This is a genomic window from Pseudovibrio sp. Ad26, assembly GCF_001623285.1.
Lineage (GTDB): Bacteria > Pseudomonadota > Alphaproteobacteria > Rhizobiales > Stappiaceae > Pseudovibrio > Pseudovibrio ascidiaceicola.
In genome coordinates this window covers 35992-54663 of record NZ_LMCE01000015.1, presented here as the reverse complement: position 1 = coordinate 54663, position 18672 = coordinate 35992, and the positions used below count along the sequence as shown (strand labels likewise).

The following is an 18672-nucleotide window of genomic DNA, read 5'->3' as shown; positions in this document are numbered from 1 at the left end:
ATGCTCATACACAGAGGGCTAATAGTTGTGCACTGGATTAGTAAAAATAAGTGCATTCGCGAGCCGAAGAGCGGCTAAATGATCTTCTTTAGGTACTTGTTGTCGAATTAATTTGACTGAGCAAAGTTCACAGGTCTGCGCTTGCTCCTCCGGCAATCTATCGATTTCCTCTCGGGCTTCCAGATCCAGAACCATATGGATTACTGCAGTATCGAGGTAAGGAACATCGACAACGCCATAGCCTCGCAGCTCGGCCTTTCCCTTAATTGGATTTGGGCAAGCCCCTATTAAGCGACTATTTTTCTCAGCAATGTAGACACGATCATCAGCAACGAGGGCTGCAAAACTGCCTTTAAGATGCGCGCGCTGTATCAATTCCAACGCCAGCGCTGATTTGCCGGTTCCAGAGGGGCCGCGGATCAGAATGCCTTTCGTGCCAACCACCAGACAGGTCGCGTGTATCGCCTGACCTTCTGCTGCCTGTACACTTTGCTTCTGATCCAGTGTCGTCATGAGGTTGTTTTGGCCCTCAGTTTGATCACGAACCGGGCACCAAGCACTTTCGGCTCTTGCCCCTCTTCCTCAGAGGTTCGGTTCATGACCGAGATTTCACCCCGGTGTGCTTCGATAATCTGGCGGCAGATCGAGAGACCCAAGCCGGAGTTGTTTCCGAAGCCCTCATATTCCGGTCTATCCGTATAGAAGCGCTCAAAGACGCGTTCGCGGAGTTCTTCTTTAATACCAGGACCAGAATCTTCGACCCAGATAATAATCTGGTTGTTCTTGCGCTTCGCCGTAACTGTAACAGGAGTTCCTTCTGGTGCAAATGAGCGCGCATTGTCGATCAGGTTATTGATGACCTGGCCGAGACGCTGGTCATTGCCGTGCATTTGGAAATTCTTATCCGTTTTGGCTGGTTCAAACTTCAAATCGACATGGGCGATATCATCACAAGCGCGTTCATTGGCAATGGATACGACAGCCTGCAACAGCGTTGCCATATCAACATCGTGAGATTCTGCGCGAGACATTTCCGCATCAATCCGCGATGCTTCAGAGATGTCCGTGATCAGACGATCAAGACGCTTTACATCATGCTGGATGACTTCAAGCAGGCGTTCGCGTGATCGCTCGTTCTTCGCCAAAGGCAAAGTCTCAACGGCACTTCTAAGAGATGTCAGCGGGTTTTTCAGCTCATGTGCCACATCTGCAGCAAAGCTCTCAATCGCATCCATACGGCCATACAGAGCCTTGGTCATATTCCTCAGCGCACGCGCCAGATGACCAATCTCATCGTAACGATCTTCAAACTCAGGGATTTCTTCGCGGGTGTTGATCGCAGACTGCACTTTTTGCGCAGCTTCTGACAAGCGGCGGACTGGCCCTGCGATGGTGCCAGCTAGCAGTACAGACAGGATCATCACCACAACAGCAGCAACAAGGAAAATCTTCAGGATCGCATTGCGCTCTGCGGCGACGATATCATCAATGTCTCCGCCCTGTGTCGACAGGAGCAGTGAACCTAGAACACCTCGGAAACGTTGAATTGGCACTGCAACGGCGACAACCATTTCGCCTTTTGCGCCAACACGTACAACGGATGCAGGGGAACCAGCCAGAGCGGCCTCGACCTCAGGGTACTCGCGCCCTTCCGTCCGTCCGACTTCTTTATACGGCGGGTACTCACCACGGCGGATCCAGAGTTTCAGCTCCTCCCACATCTTCTGGAAGAAGGGATCTTTGCTTTCGTCCGGCGGTGGCAGGTCGAAGCGGAAAATCTGGTTTTGGGCATGGAGCTGGCGTGAATCCAGCATCAACATACCTTCTGGATCGTAGATTCGGGCCCGTGTTTTGGTGGGCGATATCAGTCGCCGGAGTATAGGTCCGACAATCTCAGGGTTGATCGGGAAGTCCAGACTTCCCAGCGTTGAGCGAGCACTGGTGGATTCTCCGGCTTCCAGACGCAGCAGCATCTCCGGATCAACCATAAGAGAATCGCCATCGCTTGTGGTGGACGCCGCGATGGCACCTGCAATGATCTCGCCCTGAACCAGCAGTGACTGAACGCGTGCATCGATCAGACCGGCCTGAAACTGGTTCAAGTACAGAATGGAGATCACCATCGCCAGAAGACCGACGAGGTTGAGCACCAGAATGCGGCGGGTCAAAGAAGAAAAGGCATAGATACCGGCGAGCGAGATCCAGCGCGTAAAGACGCGTTGGCGTACTTGCCTGCGTCCCAGCCAACGGAACGCACCTGTATGTTGCGGGTCAAGAGTATCAGAAGCGTCGTCTGCTTCGATGTCTTCCCGCTTTTGCTCTTCTTTATTTTCCGACATTCGCTCTTATCGAATTCTCAGGAACGTGTGTTCTCAGGTTTTCCAACCTTCAGACAGCCCTGTACGAGCTGCTTAAGACTAGTTCTCGCGGAAGCGATAACCTACACCGTAGAGTGTTTCGATCATATCAAAGTCATCATCAACCACTTTGAACTTCTTGCGAAGGCGCTTGATATGGCTATCGATGGTGCGATCGTCAACATAGACCTGATCATCGTAGGCAGCATCCATGAGCGCATTACGGCTTTTCACAACGCCCGGACGCTGAGCGAGAGCAAAGAGAATTAGAAATTCTGTCACTGTCAGCGTGACCGGCTTTGCAAGCCATGTGCAGGTATGGCGCTCTTTGTCCATGACAAGGTTGCCACGTTCCAGCAACTTGGAAGTCTCAGTCGCAGCACTTGCAGGATCTCGCGGTGCAGCACGACGCAGAACAGCCTTCACACGCTCAACCAACAGACGCTGGGAGAATGGCTTGCGGATAAAGTCGTCAGCGCCCATTTTGAGGCCAAACAACTCATCAATCTCATCGTCTTTGGACGTGAGGAAGATCACAGGCAGGTCGGACATCTGGCGGAAACGGCGCAGCAGCTCCATTCCATCCATACGCGGCATCTTGATATCAAAGATAGCAAGGTCCGGCGGGTCGGCCTGAAGCCCTTCCAGTGCGACTGTTCCGTCTGTATAGGTCTGGACCCGATATCCTTCGGCCTCCAAAGCTATTGAGACGGATGTCAAAATGTTACGGTCGTCATCGACCAGAGCAATCGTTGGCATATCAGAGACCTTATTCCTCTCTTGCACGTTTCGCTACTTAGTTGGGATTTGAGATTAACTTGCGCGATCCCTAACCTCGAAATAAGGCAAAACCCTGTTTTAGCAAGATACTCGGAAAAATTCCTTATTTAGCGCTACTTTTGACAAGGTTTCGCCTGCCAAGTGCCACGTGTTCTTCATGAAGTGTATCGTTAAACGCTTAAAAGTGAAAACCAAGTTTGTGTAGAGTTTATTTTTATAAGCAAAATAAATCTATGCCAGCAAAAGGTCGTATTTCAATCGGTTTAATAGAAAAACGCAGGATTTCTGGTCTTGCTTTTGTAAGCATGACTGCCCCATCCAAGGGGCGTTATCGCTAAATTCACTGGCACAGTGCCATTGAATGACGCAAGCTAAATAGTGAGCCGATTAAGGACTACTGAACATGAACGAGTTCGGACTACGGAATTCCGCGTTTGGGTGTGACACCTTCGGACTGAAGGGCCTCAACAGTGTGTACTGGAACCTGACCGAAGCTGAACTTTATGAGCATGCTATCAGGAATGGTGAAGCACAGATCGCCGCTGGCGGTGCTCTTTGTGCCGAAACAGGTGCTCACACAGGACGCTCTCCAAAAGACAAGTTTGTTGTTCGTGACACCAAGACCGAAGATACGATCTGGTGGGACAACAGTGGCGCGATGAGCCCGGAGAACTTCAATGTTCTTTTGCAAGACATGCTGGCCCACGCTGAAGGCATGGACCTGTATGTACAGGACCTTTATGGAGGCGCTGACCCTGCGCATCAGCTGAACGTTCGCGTTTATAACGAGCTGGCATGGCATAACCACTTTATTCGCAACATGCTTCTTCGCCCGTCCCGCGAAGACCTGAAAAGCTTTGAATCAGAGATGACCATCATCGATCTGCCAAGCTTCAAGGCTGACCCAGAGCGTCATGGTTGCCGGAGCGAGACGGTTATTGCCTGTGATCTGACCAACAAGATCGTTCTGATCGCCGGTACTGCCTACGCCGGTGAAATGAAGAAGTCCGTCTTCTCCATGCTGAACTACATGTTGCCAGAAGACGGTGTGATGCCAATGCATTGCTCCGCGAATGTTGGCGATAACGACGATGCTGCTGTTTTCTTCGGCCTGTCCGGCACCGGCAAGACCACGCTTTCCGCTGATCCAGCCCGCACGCTGATCGGTGATGATGAGCACGGTTGGGGGCCAGAGGGCATCTTCAACTTTGAAGGTGGCTGCTACGCGAAAACCATTCGCCTTTCAGCTGAAGCCGAGCCAGAGATTTTTGCGACCACACAGCGCTTCGGCACCATTTTAGAGAATGTTGTGCTGGATGACGCTCGTGTTCCAGACTTTGACGATGGTTCCAAAACGGAAAACACGCGTTGCTCCTACCCTATTCACTTCATTCCGAATGCAAGTGAAAGTGGCCGCGCACCGAACCCTAAGAACATCATCATGCTGACGGCTGATGCGTTTGGTGTTTTGCCTCCAATCGCAAAGCTCAGTGATGCTCAGGCGATGTACCACTTCCTTTCCGGTTACACCGCGAAGGTTGCCGGCACAGAGCGTGGTGTAACTGAACCGCAGGCGACATTCTCCACCTGCTTTGGTGCGCCGTTCATGCCGCGTCATCCATCAGAATATGGTGCTTTGCTGAAAGATCTGATCCGTGAGCACAGCGTGGATTGCTGGCTGGTGAATACCGGTTGGACCGGTGGTGCGTATGGTATTGGTCACCGTATGCCAATCAAAGAAACCCGTGCCCTGCTTCGTGCTGCATTGGACGGCTCTTTGAACACCGCTGAATTCCGCAAGGATGAGAACTTCGGCTTTATGGTTCCTGTTGCCGTGCCAGGTGTTGATACCAGTATCCTTGATCCACGGAGCACCTGGAGCAATCCGGCTGAATATGACGTGCAGGCCGCAAAGCTTGTCGACATGTTCGCTGCGAACTTCCAGATCTTCCAGGATCACGTTGATGATCTGGTCCTTCATGCAGGCCCGATCACCAAAATTGCTGCTGAATAGTAATCATCAGTCCCCCGAAGAGAGCGCTGGAGCGAAAGCCCCGGCGCTTTTTTGTTTTACTGAACACTGTTCTGTTGTTGCATCCTCTTGAACAAGCAGGCTAGGCTCCTCATTCTATTAGGGCATCGTCCTACGCGAGATCTCTCAGGTTTTTCGCATAGGAGGACGCTTAGGGACCCTGTTTATTTGCGAGCCTGTCATGTCTGTTTCCACGTTGCCTCAAGAGCTTTCCAAAAACCTCAACGTCCTTGGTGTTGCTGAGCGCTGGCAATCAGAGGGGCGCAAACTGGTGCTGGCAACGGTGATTGAAACGTGGGGTTCAGCGCCGCGCCCGGTCGGCAGCCATCTCATTATTGATGAGAGTGGAGAGTTCGAGGGATCAGTGTCCGGCGGCTGTGTGGAAGGCGCTGTGGTTGCTGAGGCCATGGATGTGCTGGAAGACGGCAAGGCACGGAAGATAGAATTTGGCGTTGCCGATGAAACTGCCTGGCGCGTTGGCCTTTCCTGTGGTGGCAAGATTGGCGTTTATCTGGAGCCTCTGACATCAGAGGCGGATCACGGACATGTTCGCTTGCTGAACACTTCCAGAGCTGCACGCCAACCAGCAGCGCTGCTTACCAATCTGGCAACCGGTCTGTCCTCTGTGATGCTTTATGGAGATGATGCAGAGGATGGTGCCATTGCCGCTGCTTTTGAAAACGGTGTTCGCAGTGGCAAATCTAGACGAGTGCAGGCGCAAGACGGCGAAGAGTACTTCCTGAGCATGCAGGTTCCGGCCACGCGTATTGTGGCGGTGGGTGCTGTTCACATCACGCAGGCACTGGTTCCGATTGCTCAGACAGCAGGGTTTGACATTACGATTGTCGATCCACGCACTGCGTTTGCCTCCGAAGAACGGTTTCCTGAGGTCCCGTTGCTTGCTGAATGGCCGCAAGATGTGATGGCGCAGTTGAAATTAGATCCCTTTACCGCCATTGCTGCGGTGACCCACGACCCGAAAATTGATGATGTGCCGCTGATGGAAGCGCTGAAAGCTGGCTGCTTTTATGTCGGCGCATTAGGAAGCCGCAAGACACATGCAAAACGCTGTGAGCGCTTTCTCGCGGCTGGCATGAGCGAAGAGGACCTTGCCCGTATCAAAGCGCCAATCGGTCTTGATATTGGCGCAGCCAACCCAGCCGAGATTGCAGTGGCGGTGCTTGCGGAGATCATTGTGACCTTGCGTGGGACCAAGGCAGACCAGAAGAAGGCGGGCTGACGTGAAATTTGGAAGCAGATCAGTCGCAGAGAGTGCAGGATGTTACCTTGCCCACTCCATCAAACATAATGGCCTCTCCCTCTCCAAAGGACATCAGCTCAGTGATGCGGATGTGAACCAGTTGATTGCAGCAGGATTTGCGGAGGTGATTGTTGCACAAGTTGAGGCAACTGATCTGCACGAAGATGACGCCGCTGCTTTGCTGGCCAACCATGCTTGCGGCGCAGCTGTTTCTGCTTCTACGCCCTTTACCGGACGCTCCAACCTTTATGCCTCGCAAAGCGGGATTTTGCAGGTAGATGCTGAGAAAGTGACAGAAGCTAACCTGATTGATCCGGCTATCACGTTTGCCTGCTTGCCTCCGTTCACAGAAGTTCGCGAAGGGCGCATGCTTGCGACTGCGAAAATTATTCCGTTGGCTGTTGATCAGAAGCTGGCACAGAGCGCTGTGGACAAGATTTCCGAGGCTATCTCCGTGGCCGCTTATATGCCGAAATCGGTTGCAGTCATTTCCACGACGCTTCCGCACCTGAAAGAGACAGTCATTGCAAAGAGCCTTCGTGTTTTGCAGGAGCGGCTGGACATTGCAGCAAGTACGATTGCTGCGGATGTGCGTGTGCCCCACGAAGAAGAGGCTCTTACGAATGCGCTTGGCACAGAGCAAGTGCAGGATGCTGATCTGATTGTTGTGTTTGGTGCTTCAGCGGTGGTGGACCAAGGGGATGTTATTCCTGCTGCTCTTCAAGCAGCTGGTGGGGAGCTCATCCATTTTGGGATGCCGGTTGATCCGGGCAACCTGCTCGTACTTGGGGAGCTGAATGGCATCCCAGTTATTGGTGCGCCAGGATGTGCGCGGAGTCCGCAAGAGAACGGATTTGACTGGATCCTGCAGCGCTTGCTGGCCAATATCCGCGTTACCAGCAGAGACATCATGTCGATGGGGGTTGGCGGGCTTTTGAAAGAAATCCATAGTCGTCCTCACCCCCGAGACCATCCTCTCTCTGAGGAGGCTGATAAAGCCACCTGCAGCGGCATTCTACTAGCGGCAGGTAACTCCTCTCGCATGGGAGACCACAACAAACTGCTGGCGCTTATTGATGGGAAGCCTGTCGTCCGGCTTGTTGCCGAGCATGCGCTTGCGAGTGAGTTGAATGAGCTCATTGTCGTCACAGGTGCGATGGCCTCTAAGGTGGAAGAGGCGCTTTCCGGGTTGCCGATCCGGTTCAGACATAATGCTGAGTACGATGAAGGTATTTCATCCTCCGTCAAAAAGGGAATCGAGAGCGTCAACGACCAATCACAGGCTGCACTCATTCTGCTCGGTGATATGCCTTTCGTATCCACGGATGACATCAACAAGCTTTTAAAGAATCACGATTCCAAGCAGGATCAGCTGATCGGCGTCTCTACAACGCATGGCAAACGAGGCAATCCAGTGCTTTGGGATCGTGCGTTTTTTGATGATCTCCTCAGTCTGCGAGGTGATATTGGCGGCAAACCAATCATTCAACAGAATCCTTCGGTGGTTTATACCGTGGAGCTTGGAGAAGCTGCGCGACGTGATTTGGATGATCCCGAAGCACTTCACAATGCCGGTGGTGTACTGGGAAGGCACTCTGAAAAACCATAATTCGCCACAATTGATGAATCAATTTAGTGCAGTAACCACAACAATTCAGCAGAATTCGCGTGGTGGTTAATATTGGTGCATACACATCCACTCTGTTATCTATTTGTTTTACTTACACAATTAAAAATCAGAAAAATATTTTATCCAGATTTTCTTGTGTAAGCATTTTTACACAGCTAAAAATATCTAGCAATTTGGAAAGGGGAGAGATAATCTTTTTCCCGTCCGGTAAATTTGTTTGCTTTTAATGTAGCAAAAGAAAATTCCGGTGATCCCATAATCAAAAATGGTTCCAACGATCCAACGGCGAGCATGGTATTCACGCTCCTCCCGCGTGCATGCAAGTGTTGATCGACTGGCTCCAAAGAACAAGGGTAGGTAAATGAAAGCACCAGTTATGCCTAAGGCGGGCCAGTGTAAGTGGACTGAAGGTGACAGCGGGAGCTATACATTCCCTTGCAAGAACCGCGCTGAAAATGGCTCTTATTGCGACCACCATCGCACGATTGTTTACGAGACACCTGAGCAGCGCAAAGCGCGTGCTGAGGAAATGCGCGCTGCAAACGCAGCAGCAAATAAAAAGAGACTTGCAGCCTAATCGACTGGGCTGCTCGTTCATCCTGTGCTCTTTTCTCCCGCTAACGGTTTAAAGAGCCTGCTTTCTGCATAGGCAGATACAAAAAAGCCTCGGCACTGCCGAGGCTTTTGTTTTTCTTGGCATCGAAGTGCAATCAGGAAGCTTTGATAGCTGCCTGCAGCTCTTGCAGCTGGGAAAGTACCAGCCGTGCAGCCTGACGTGCATCTTCGTCCTTAGCATCAGCTACATCTTCACTCGCATCTTGAATCTGCTGTGCGATGTAACCTGCATCAAGATCGGCCATCGGGATCGCCTGTTCCGCCAGAACAGTCATGCCAGACGCGGAAACGTCAGCAAAACCACCCCGCACGAAGTATTCGTGCTTGGAACCATCTTCGCTGAGCGCTTTAACAACACCCGGACGCATGGTTGACAAGAACGGCGAGTGACCAGCGCCAACACCAAATTCACCTTCAGTGCCTGGCACGATTACGTCAGTAACCTTTGCCGAGAGCAGAAGGCGCTCTGGTGAAACCAGCTCAAACTGAAATGCTTCAGCCATTTAGCTCATCCTCTATCCGTTTCTAAGAGTGACGCTAAAAGCGTCACCCAAAGAAGTCACCGGTTCAAAAGAACCGAGATTAAGCAGCGTCCTCAGCCAGCTTAGCCGCTTTCTCGATTGCCTCATCCATAGAGCCAACCATGTAGAATGCAGCTTCTGGCAGGTGGTCGTATTCACCAGCAACAAGGCCTTTAAAGCCTTTGATGGTGTCTTCGAGCGCAACCAGCTTACCTGGGGAACCAGTGAACACCTCAGCAACAAAGAACGGCTGGGACATGAAGCGCTCGATCTTACGTGCGCGAGCAACAACCAGCTTATCTTCTTCAGAAAGTTCATCCATGCCAAGGATGGCGATGATGTCCTGAAGTGCTTTGTAGCGCTGAAGTGTTTCCTGGACCTGGGTCGCAACTTCGTAGTGCTCGTCACCGATGATGCGCGGGTCAAGCATACGAGAGGAGGAATCCAGTGGATCCACTGCAGGATAGATGCCTTTTTCAGCGATCGCACGGTTAAGAACCGTAGTCGCGTCCAAGTGAGCAAATGTGGAAGCAGGTGCAGGGTCAGTCAAGTCATCCGCAGGAACATAAACGGCCTGTACGGAAGTGATAGAACCTTTAGATGTGGTCGTAATACGCTCCTGCATGCCGCCCATATCGGTAGCAAGTGTAGGCTGATAGCCCACAGCAGAAGGAATACGGCCGAGAAGTGCGGACACTTCAGCACCAGCCTGCGTAAAGCGGAAGATGTTGTCCACGAAGAACAGAACGTCCTGGCCTTTATCACGGAAGTCTTCCGCAATGGTCAGACCTGTCAGAGCAACACGTGCACGTGCTCCTGGAGGTTCGTTCATCTGACCGTAAACAAGAGCAGCTTTAGAACCTTCGCCGCCTTTTTCCTTGTTCACGCCGGATTCGATCATTTCCCAGTAAAGGTCGTTACCTTCACGAGTACGCTCACCAACACCAGCGAATACGGAGTAACCGCCGTGTGCTTTAGCAACGTTGTTGATCAATTCCATGATGAGAACGGTTTTACCAACGCCCGCACCACCGAACAGGCCGATCTTACCACCCTTTGCGTAAGGAGCGATAAGGTCAACAACCTTAATGCCGGTTGGAAGGATCTCAGCTTCTGTAGACTGCTCTACAAATGCTGGAGCTTCCTGGTGGATACCGCGTTTGGCATCATGTTCAATTGGACCAGCTTCATCGACAGGCTCACCAATCACGTTCATGATGCGGCCCAGAGTGCCATCACCAACAGGAACTGCGATAGGTTCGCCAGTGTCGCGTACTTCCTGACCACGAACGAGACCTTCGGACGCGTCCATGCAGATTGTACGTACTGTATTTTCGCCCAGATGCTGAGCAACTTCGAGAACCAGACGGTTACCGCCGTTGTCAGTTTCCAGAGCGTTCAGAATTGCAGGGAGTTCACCTGGAAAGTGAACGTCGACAACAGCGCCGATTACCTGCGTGATCTGTCCGACTTTCGTGTCAGCCATCACTTAAATCCTCGTCTCAACTCGGTCAGAGCGCTTCCGCGCCCGCAATAATTTCAATCAGTTCCGTCGTGATCTGTGCCTGACGCTGACGGTTGTACGTCGTTGTCAGTTTGTCGATCATCTCGCCGGCATTACGCGTTGCACTGTCCATAGCGGCCATGCGCGCGCCCTGCTCGGAGGCACCGTTTTCAAGGATTGCGCTGTAAATCTGAATAGCGACGTTACGTGGCAGAAGGGTCTCAAGGATCTCCTGTTCACCTGGTTCGTATTCATAAAGCGCGTCCTCAGAGGAACCGTCCTGAGCTTCATCTTTCGCTTCAAACTGAGCTGGGATGAGCTGCTTGGCGGTCGGAACCTGACTGATTACCGATTGGAACTGCGCGTAAAACAGTGTGCAAACATCGTATTTCTCATCCTGGAACATTTCCATGACGAGATCGCCGATGTGCTTTGTGTCGCTGAATTCAACAGATTTCAGGCCGCGTAGTTCGATATTCTCTACAATGTGCTGACCGTAGCCACGCTTCAGGGCATCATGCCCCTTCTTACCAACGGTGACGATCTTGACCGTCTTACCTTCGGAAAGAAGTTTGTCTGCGTGCTCACGTGCCAGACGTGCTATCGACGAGTTGAAACCACCACAGAGGCCACGCTCTGCTGTGCAGACGAGGAGCAGATGTGTCTGATCCCGTCCTGTACCCGTCATCAGCTTCGGCGCATCATCCCGACCTTCGAACCCAGCTGCAAGATTGCCAAGTACTGTCCCCATGCGTTCAGCATAGGGACGACCTGCTTCTGCAGCATCCTGGGCACGACGCAGTTTCGCCGCGGCCACCATTTTCATGGCCTTGGTGATTTTCTGCGTCGCTTTGACCGAAGCGATGCGGTTTTTTAGGTCCTTGAGGCTCGCCATGGGCGCTCTCGTTCCTTATCCCGTTGCTTCGAATTAACCGAGGGTCTTGACGTAAGCTTCCACTGCAGCTTTCAGCTTGTCAGTCAAATCGGCGTCGAGTGCCTTCTTCTCCCAGATAGCGGAGAGAAGGTCTGCATGTTCTGCACGCAAGAAGCGCAGCAGGCCAGCTTCAAACTCGCGAACCTCACCAACCGGACGATCGTCCAGGTAGCCGTTCACACCAGCGAAGATCACTGCAACCTGTTCTTCCGTTTTAAGCGGAGAGAACTGCGGCTGTTTCAGCAATTCGGTCAGGCGTGCACCACGGTTCAGAAGCTTCTGAGTGGTTGCATCCAGATCAGAACCAAACTGCGCGAACGCAGCCATTTCACGGTACTGAGCCAGCTCACCCTTAACCGGGCCAGCAACCTGCTTCATCGCTTTAATCTGAGCGGAAGAGCCCACACGAGAAACTGACAGACCAACGTTAACCGCTGGACGAATGCCCTGGAAGAACAGATCGGTTTCAAGGAAGATCTGACCGTCGGTGATGGAGATCACGTTGGTCGGAATAAACGCAGAAACGTCACCACCCTGAGTTTCGATCACTGGCAGCGCGGTCAGAGAACCGAGGCCGTGATCTTCGTTCAGCTTCGCAGAACGCTCGAGCAGACGGGAGTGCAGGTAGAACACGTCACCAGGGTACGCTTCACGTCCTGGTGGACGACGGAGCAACAGGGACATCTGGCGATACGCAACAGCCTGCTTGGAAAGGTCATCATAACCGATCACAGCGTGCATGGAGTTGTCGCGGAAGTACTCACCCATTGTGGTGCCTGCGAACGGTGCCAGATACTGCAATGGAGCAGGATCAGACGCTGTTGCAGCAACAACGATGGAGTATTCCAGAGCACCAGCGTCTTCCAGAGCTTTCACGAACTGAGCAACAGTTGAACGCTTCTGGCCAACCGCAACATAGATGCAGTACAGCTTTTCGTGTTCGTCGTCAGATGCGTGCAAAGGCTTCTGGTTGAGGAAGGTGTCGAGGATGATAGCGGTTTTACCGGTCTGACGGTCACCAATCACCAATTCGCGCTGACCACGTCCGATTGGAATCAAAGCATCAATCGCTTTAAGACCTGTAGACATTGGCTCGTGAACGGACTTACGAGGCAGAATGCCTGGTGCCTTCACGTCAACGCGACGACGTTCAGTAGATTCGATCGGACCTTTGCCGTCGATTGGGTTACCGAGTGGATCGACAACGCGACCCAACAGACCCTTACCTACTGGAACTTCCACAATAGCGCCGGTACGTTTTACCGTGTCGCCTTCTTTAATGTCACGGTCGCTACCGAAGATAACAACACCGACATTGTCAGTTTCAAGGTTCAATGCCATTCCCCGGATACCACCTGGGAATTCAACCATTTCACCCGCCTGGACGTTGTCCAGGCCGTAAACGCGGGCAATGCCGTCGCCTACGGAAAGTACTTGACCAACTTCAGTCACTTCAGCTTCTTGGCCGAAGTTCTTGATCTGGTCCTTGAGGATAGCGGAAATTTCCGCAGCCCGAATATCCATCAACCGACCTCTTTCATCGCGAACTTAAGAGAGTTGAGCTTGGTTCGCAGTGACGTATCAATCATCCGGCTGCCGATCTTCACGATCAGACCACCAAGAATGGATGAGTCCACCTTCACTACAATCTTCACATTCTTGCCCGTAGAAGCGTTGAGTGCTTCTTTAAGAGCTGCGACATGCTCAGCGTTTAATTCCGTTGCAGAGGTTACTAGAGCAGTAACTTCTCCACGCTTTGCAGCAAGCTGCTCACGGAAACCCTGAATCATGCCTGGAACGGCAAAGAGGCGCCTGTTTTGGGCAACCAACTTCACAAAATTTGCGGTCAGGCCGGAAATTCCGGCCTTTTCCAAAATAGCAGAGATCGCCTTTAATTGAGCGTCTGCACTAAAAACGGGGCTCTTGATAAGACGATCAAGATCAGCACTCTCGTTCAAGAGTGCCTCAAACTGGTCGAGACCCTTCTCCACCTCTGCCGTCGCACCCTGCTCCTCAGCAAGGTCCAACAGCGCAGAAGCATAACGCAAGGCCACGCCCGAAATGAGAGATACGTTGTCAGTCACTGGATCCGTGCTCTCCCGCGCATACAAGATTCTGGCGGCTGGCTCGCCGGAAATCCAAATCCTTGATAAGTCGCGTCTAATTCAATTTGAATGGCACAATCTGAGATAACCGTGCCGATAAAGCCGCGCTTCGCATAGCACACGCTTGAACACCTTGCAACATGGCGTAGGTATTCCAACGCATACATTGAGGTATCAAACTTTCTGCGCAGCACTACATGAAACTTTGGGGGTCAACATCAACCTGCACTCTGATACCGCCAGTTGGCTTGGGAGCGGCAGACAACCAGTTTCTCAGAAAGCCTTGTAAATCAACACTCCGGGGTGCGATTGCGAGCAAACGGAACCGATATCTGCCCCTCACCAGCGCCATTGCAGCCTCTGCCGGACCGAGGATTTGAACGCCTTCCGAACTAGGACTATTTACTGCAAGAGTTTTGGAAAATTTTTCGGTGAGAGTTCTATCCGCTCCAGAGATAATCAATGCTGCGAGTCTGCCGAATGGAGGCAGGCCGGCGTTTTCTCGCGACTCGATTTCCGCAGCGTAAAATTCTTCGGGATTTCCGGAGAGAAGTGCCTTTATAACGGGCTGGTCAGGGTTGTAAGTTTGCAGCAATCCCCTGCCTTTTCCGTGTATTCGGCCAGCACGTCCCGTCACCTGAGCCAGAAGCTGGAAAGTGCGCTCTGCTGCCCTTGGATCGCCATTTGCAAGACCCAAATCAGCATCAACCACCCCTACAAGGGTCATTAGCGGAAAGTTATGCCCTTTGGCGACCAATTGCGTGCCGATGACAATGTCAACTTCGCCCGTTTCAACGAGCTTCATTTCGCGATTTATGCGCTCTGTTCCGCCCGGTAAATCCGAGGAGAGAACAAGGACGCGCGCCTCGGGAAATAACGCTGAGACATCTTCAGCAATTCGTTCCACGCCAGGACCACATGCAACCAGTGTATCGGGCTTACTGCATTCCGGGCATTTATCCGGTACAGGCTGTGAATAGCCGCAGTGATGACATACCAATTTGCCCTTAAAGCGGTGCTCCACAAGCCAAGCTGAGCAGTTTTCACAATGGAACCGATGGCCGCAGGTTCTGCACAGGGTCAGTGGGGCATAACCCCTACGGTTCAAAAAGAGCAGAACCTGATTACCGTTGGTCAGTGTTTCCTGAATCTCATTGACCAGTGCAGGTGCCAGCCATTTGCCCCGCTCAGGCCCATCGCAGCGCATATCAATGCCTTTGATTACTGGCATTTCCGCACCGGAAGCACGCACTGGAAGCACGATTTTCCTGTATCGGCCCAGCTTTGCATTTACCTGACTTTCCACAGATGGTGTTGCACTGGCGAGCACGACAGGGAAACCAGAGATATGCCCCCGAACAACGGCCATATCCCTAGCGTTGTAGGGAACGCGATCATCTTGCTTGTAGGCTGTATCATGCTCTTCATCCACGACCAGCAAACCTAGCCTGTGAAAAGGAAGGAAAAGTGCTGACCGCGCACCTACAACGACCTTCACTTCGCCATTTGCGACTCCCCGCCACGTTCTTGCGCGTCGTTTTGGAGGTACTTGCGAGTGCCATTCGGCTGGTCTGACCCCAAATCGCTGCTCAAACCGCTCCAAAAACTGGTTGGTGAGCGCAATTTCGGGGATGAGAACCAGAGCCTGCTCGTTGTTTCTGAGAGCTTCGGCGACGGCTTCGAAATAAACTTCGGTCTTTCCTGACCCTGTCACCCCATCGATAAGGAAGGCTTTGAAGCCTTTTCCGATGGACTCACACAACTGATTCGCGGCACCTTCCTGAAGATCTGTCAGCTTTCTGCCCGGAAGAGATGGATCAGGATCCGGTAGTGGCGGGGTTGCTGGCAGCATTGCTTCTTCCAGCACGCCTTGCTTTTTAAGGCCGTCGATGACCGAGGAGCTGACACCAGCAGCTCCCGCTAAACCGGGGCGTGTCCATGCCATGCCATTTTCGACGAGTTCCATGACTTTTGAGCGCGCAGGTGTCATGCGGTCCGGCTGCATGCCATCAATGTAGCGCACACCAGAGAGCAGCGTTTCTGGTTCCAAAGCCTCCTCAGAACGCAGCACCATGCGCAAAACCATGCCGGGAGCGCCCAGCGTCCATGCGGCAACCCAGTCTATGTATTTCCTAAGATCTTCAGCGATTGGGGGCGTATCGTAGACATGCAGGATGCTTTTCAGCCTTTTGGGATTAACCTTTGTGTCTGGTTCTCCATCCCAAACGGCACCGATCACCTCACGCGGGCCAAGAGGCACACGCACGATGGAACCGGGGCGTACGTCCATGTCAGCGGGTACTTTATAGGAATAAGCACCTGCGACAGCGACAGGAACCAGCACAGGTACAATAACCTCTGGTTCACACATCTGGCCGTTGCCAAAAAACTCAGTTTGCTGACTCACGAAACTCCATTCCTTGTTGAGCACTTGCTGGTTTTGCCGCGCATTCTTATCCTAAAACCGAAATCCAGTTTTCGGGAATACGCTTTAGCGGGTTTTACTCTTGTTGTTTCTATACACTCTGGGCTAAACACATACCGGAATTCCCCCCTAGGCCTCCGGTACCCTACGAGAGGCTACTAAGAAATCAGGAGCCTTTCCGGCATGAAATTCTTCGTTGATACTGCTGACACCAACGACATTAAAGAGCTGGCTGCAACCGGTCTTCTCGATGGTGTTACCACTAACCCATCTCTTATCATGAAATCTGGCCGTCCAATGAAAGAAGTCATCGCAGAGATCTGCGAGCTTGTGGATGGTCCTGTTTCTGCTGAAGTTGTCGCAACCGACGCTGAAGGCATGCTGAAAGAAGCTGAAGAGCTGATCGCAATTGCAGATAACATCTGCATCAAGCTGCCTTTGACATTGGAAGGCCTGAAGGCTTGCCGCGTTCTGGCGAACAAAGGCGTGCAGACCAACGTGACCCTTTGCTTCTCTGCAAACCAGGCTCTTCTGGCTGCAAAAGCTGGCGCGACCTTCATCTCTCCATTCATTGGCCGTCTGGACGACATCAACATTGAAGGCCTGGACCTGATTGCTGAAATCCGTCAGATCTATGATAACTACGGCTTCACCACCGAAATTCTTGCAGCTTCTATCCGTAGCGCAAACCACGTAAAAGACTGCGCGCTCATCGGCGCTGATGTTGCAACTATCCCACCTTCAACACTGAAGGGCCTCGTGAAGCACCCATTGACCGACAAAGGTCTGGAAGCATTCATGAAGGACTGGGCAGCAACCGGTCAGAGCATCGTTTAAGCTCATTTCGTTTTCGCATATCGCGATGATATTAAGCGCGGGCCATTGGGTCCGCGTTTTTTGTTTTATCGTGCAGTCTCAGCCAGCCCAAGCCTATCTAAAATTCAGGTATCCGCAGTATGACCACGAAAATCCTGATAAGTGCGTGCTTGCTTGGTGAGCCAGTCCGCTACAACGGCAGTGGCCTACCACTTGAAAGCAGTATTCTAACTGGTTGGAAGGAAGCCGGTATTCTGGTGCCCCTTTGCCCGGAAGTCGCAGCAGGATTTCCAACACCGCGCCCACCAGCTGAGATTGAAGAGAACCAATTGGGCACAGATGTTCTCGAAGGCCATGGCGGAATTTTTGAAGACAATGGGCGCGACGTCACCAACCAGTTTCGCCTTGGTGCTAGCATCGCGGTACAGACCGCTCTTGAAGAAAGTTGCCGTTTTGCTTTGCTGACGGATGGCAGCCCATCCTGCGGGAGCACTTTTATCTATAGTGGGCATCATGATGGGCAAACTCGTTCTGGCCTGGGTGTCGTCGCTGCTGATCTGCTCAAGAACGGCGTTGAGGTATTTGCTCAGCATCAAATTCGTGAATTAGCAGCGCGATTGCGCTCTTAGAACCTCCGTTTAACCCTCAATCTCTCCTCCCCTCATCTTGCTTGGCAAGGTTCACACCCATTCATTCGGTCAAAGTGGACCAGCACAAACCAGTATCCACCGCGTCAAACAGTGTTGGCAGGGTTTTCTTAACTCTCCCTCGCCAGTTTCTGATGGTGAACTTGAATATGTCGCGTGCATTTCATTCACGCGCCTCATTCAAGATCTTTATTAATGCGTATCCTTATCTGAAAACCGGAGACCACTTTTCAGGGATACGCTTGCGAAAGACTCCTTCATGCGTAACCTCATCGTATTCTCTGCTGCCCTTTTAGCTTGCATCTGGACAACTGCAGCCTTTTCTGCGCCGCCAACCAGCTTCTCTCAGGCCAAGCGCCTGTTGGAGAAGCATATTTATCCGTCAGAAGAGTATCGCGAGACCTTCTATTGTGGTTGCACCTACAATGGAAAGAAGCAGGTTGATGCGGACAGTTGCGGGTATACTCCGCGCAAAAACGCCAAGCGCGGCAAGCGGATTGAGTGGGAGCATATTGTTCCGGCCTCCCGTTTTGGCAAAACCCGGGCTTGCTGGAGTGAAGGCGACCCTGCCTGCACCACCAAGAAGGGCAAATCCTATAAGGGCCGCCGGTGCTGCTCTAAAGTTGATGCAGATTTCAAGCGCATGGAAGCTGATCTCCATAACCTCGTTCCAGCCGTTGGTGAGTTAAACGGAGACCGCTCCAATTATCGCATGGCCGTTATTACTGGCGAAGACCGGACTTACGGTGCTTGTGACTTTGAGATTGACAGCAGCCGGAAAGTTGCCGAGCCGATGGCTGAGACGCGCGGTGATATTGCGCGGATCTATCTGTACATGCAGACCACCTACGGCATGCCTCTGACAGAGACTGAAGTGGAGATGTTCAACAATTGGATGGCAGAGGATCCGGTCTCTGAAGAAGAGCAGCTGCGTGATGCTCGCATCCTGGAAATTCAAGGCAACACCAATCCACTTATTTCGGTTGGTTTCTAGCTAGGTCCTCTTTTCGCTTCCTACCGTCATAATTGTGTACCGACACATCAT

At 52.1% G+C, this 18672-nt stretch carries 16 protein-coding genes; 7 read left to right on the top strand and 9 right to left on the bottom strand.

What is annotated here, in order from left to right:
• Positions 1-18: 18 nt before the first annotated feature.
• From PsAD26_RS03060 to PsAD26_RS03050, 3 genes are all read right to left on the bottom strand, one after another.
• The gene (locus PsAD26_RS03060) at positions 19-513 is read right to left on the bottom strand and encodes an HPr kinase/phosphatase C-terminal domain-containing protein (protein WP_063309228.1); all 495 of its coding nucleotides are present in this window, start codon (positions 511-513) and stop codon (positions 19-21) included.
• Entirely contained in the window at positions 510-2339 is a 1830-nt protein-coding gene (locus PsAD26_RS03055; RefSeq protein WP_063309227.1) for a sensor histidine kinase, read from the bottom strand. Before PsAD26_RS03055 ends, PsAD26_RS03060 begins: the two co-directional genes overlap by 4 nt.
• A gap of 78 nt (positions 2340-2417) precedes the next feature.
• On the bottom strand, positions 2418-3116 hold the full coding sequence (locus PsAD26_RS03050) for a response regulator transcription factor (protein WP_063286425.1): 699 nt from the start codon (positions 3114-3116) through the stop codon (positions 2418-2420).
• Positions 3117-3540: 424 nt separating this feature from the next.
• On the opposite strand from PsAD26_RS03050, the gene PsAD26_RS03045 reads away from it, so the two are divergent.
• The 4 genes from PsAD26_RS03045 to PsAD26_RS03030 all read left to right on the top strand — a co-directional run bounded on the left by PsAD26_RS03045 (position 3541) and on the right by PsAD26_RS03030 (position 8637).
• Positions 3541-5151 (top strand): phosphoenolpyruvate carboxykinase, encoded by a 1611-nt coding sequence (locus PsAD26_RS03045; protein WP_063309226.1) that lies wholly within the window; start codon positions 3541-3543, stop codon positions 5149-5151.
• A 199-nt stretch (positions 5152-5350) separates the two neighbouring features.
• On the top strand, positions 5351-6409 hold the full coding sequence (locus tag PsAD26_RS03040) for an XdhC family protein (RefSeq protein WP_063309225.1): 1059 nt from the start codon (positions 5351-5353) through the stop codon (positions 6407-6409).
• Between the two features lies 1 nt (position 6410).
• Positions 6411-8039 carry a molybdopterin-binding/glycosyltransferase family 2 protein gene (locus tag PsAD26_RS03035; RefSeq protein WP_063309224.1) on the top strand — a complete coding sequence of 543 codons (1629 nt, stop codon included), beginning with the start codon at positions 6411-6413 and terminating at the stop codon, positions 8037-8039.
• 382 nt (positions 8040-8421) lie between these two features.
• Positions 8422-8637 carry a hypothetical protein gene (locus tag PsAD26_RS03030; RefSeq protein ID WP_057462964.1) on the top strand — a complete coding sequence of 72 codons (216 nt, stop codon included), beginning with the start codon at positions 8422-8424 and terminating at the stop codon, positions 8635-8637.
• A gap of 133 nt (positions 8638-8770) precedes the next feature.
• Here the strand turns inward: PsAD26_RS03030 and PsAD26_RS03025 are convergent, their stop codons facing one another.
• The 6 genes from PsAD26_RS03025 to PsAD26_RS03000 form a co-directional block, all read right to left on the bottom strand.
• Entirely contained in the window at positions 8771-9178 is a 408-nt protein-coding gene (locus PsAD26_RS03025) for a F0F1 ATP synthase subunit epsilon (protein ID WP_057462965.1), read from the bottom strand.
• A 79-nt stretch (positions 9179-9257) separates the two neighbouring features.
• Positions 9258-10682 (bottom strand): F0F1 ATP synthase subunit beta, encoded by a 1425-nt coding sequence (gene atpD, locus PsAD26_RS03020; RefSeq protein ID WP_063294865.1) that lies wholly within the window; start codon positions 10680-10682, stop codon positions 9258-9260.
• Positions 10683-10707: 25 nt separating this feature from the next.
• Positions 10708-11595 carry a F0F1 ATP synthase subunit gamma gene (locus PsAD26_RS03015; RefSeq protein ID WP_063286421.1) on the bottom strand — a complete coding sequence of 296 codons (888 nt, stop codon included), beginning with the start codon at positions 11593-11595 and terminating at the stop codon, positions 10708-10710.
• A 33-nt stretch (positions 11596-11628) separates the two neighbouring features.
• Positions 11629-13158: a F0F1 ATP synthase subunit alpha gene (gene atpA / locus PsAD26_RS03010; protein ID WP_057462968.1), complete on the bottom strand. Its 1530-nt coding sequence runs from the start codon at positions 13156-13158 to the stop codon at positions 11629-11631.
• Complete coding sequence (locus PsAD26_RS03005; RefSeq protein WP_082830495.1) at positions 13158-13718, bottom strand: F0F1 ATP synthase subunit delta; 561 nt, start codon at positions 13716-13718, stop codon at positions 13158-13160. The genes atpA and PsAD26_RS03005 overlap by 1 nt, the downstream gene beginning before the upstream one ends.
• A 214-nt stretch (positions 13719-13932) precedes the next feature.
• Positions 13933-16110: a primosomal protein N' gene (locus PsAD26_RS03000; RefSeq protein WP_063286495.1), complete on the bottom strand. Its 2178-nt coding sequence runs from the start codon at positions 16108-16110 to the stop codon at positions 13933-13935.
• 237 nt (positions 16111-16347) lie between these two features.
• Between PsAD26_RS03000 and fsa the strand changes: the two genes are divergently transcribed.
• The 3 genes from fsa to PsAD26_RS02985 all read left to right on the top strand — a co-directional run bounded on the left by fsa (position 16348) and on the right by PsAD26_RS02985 (position 18621).
• Entirely contained in the window at positions 16348-17001 is a 654-nt protein-coding gene (gene fsa / locus PsAD26_RS02995; RefSeq protein WP_057462970.1) for a fructose-6-phosphate aldolase, read from the top strand.
• 119 nt (positions 17002-17120) lie between these two features.
• Positions 17121-17609, top strand: coding sequence for a DUF523 domain-containing protein (locus PsAD26_RS02990; RefSeq protein ID WP_063302680.1), 489 nt, complete (start codon positions 17121-17123; stop codon positions 17607-17609).
• A 277-nt stretch (positions 17610-17886) separates the two neighbouring features.
• Entirely contained in the window at positions 17887-18621 is a 735-nt protein-coding gene (locus PsAD26_RS02985) for an endonuclease (protein ID WP_063302679.1), read from the top strand.
• The last annotated feature ends 51 nt before the right edge of the window (positions 18622-18672 follow it).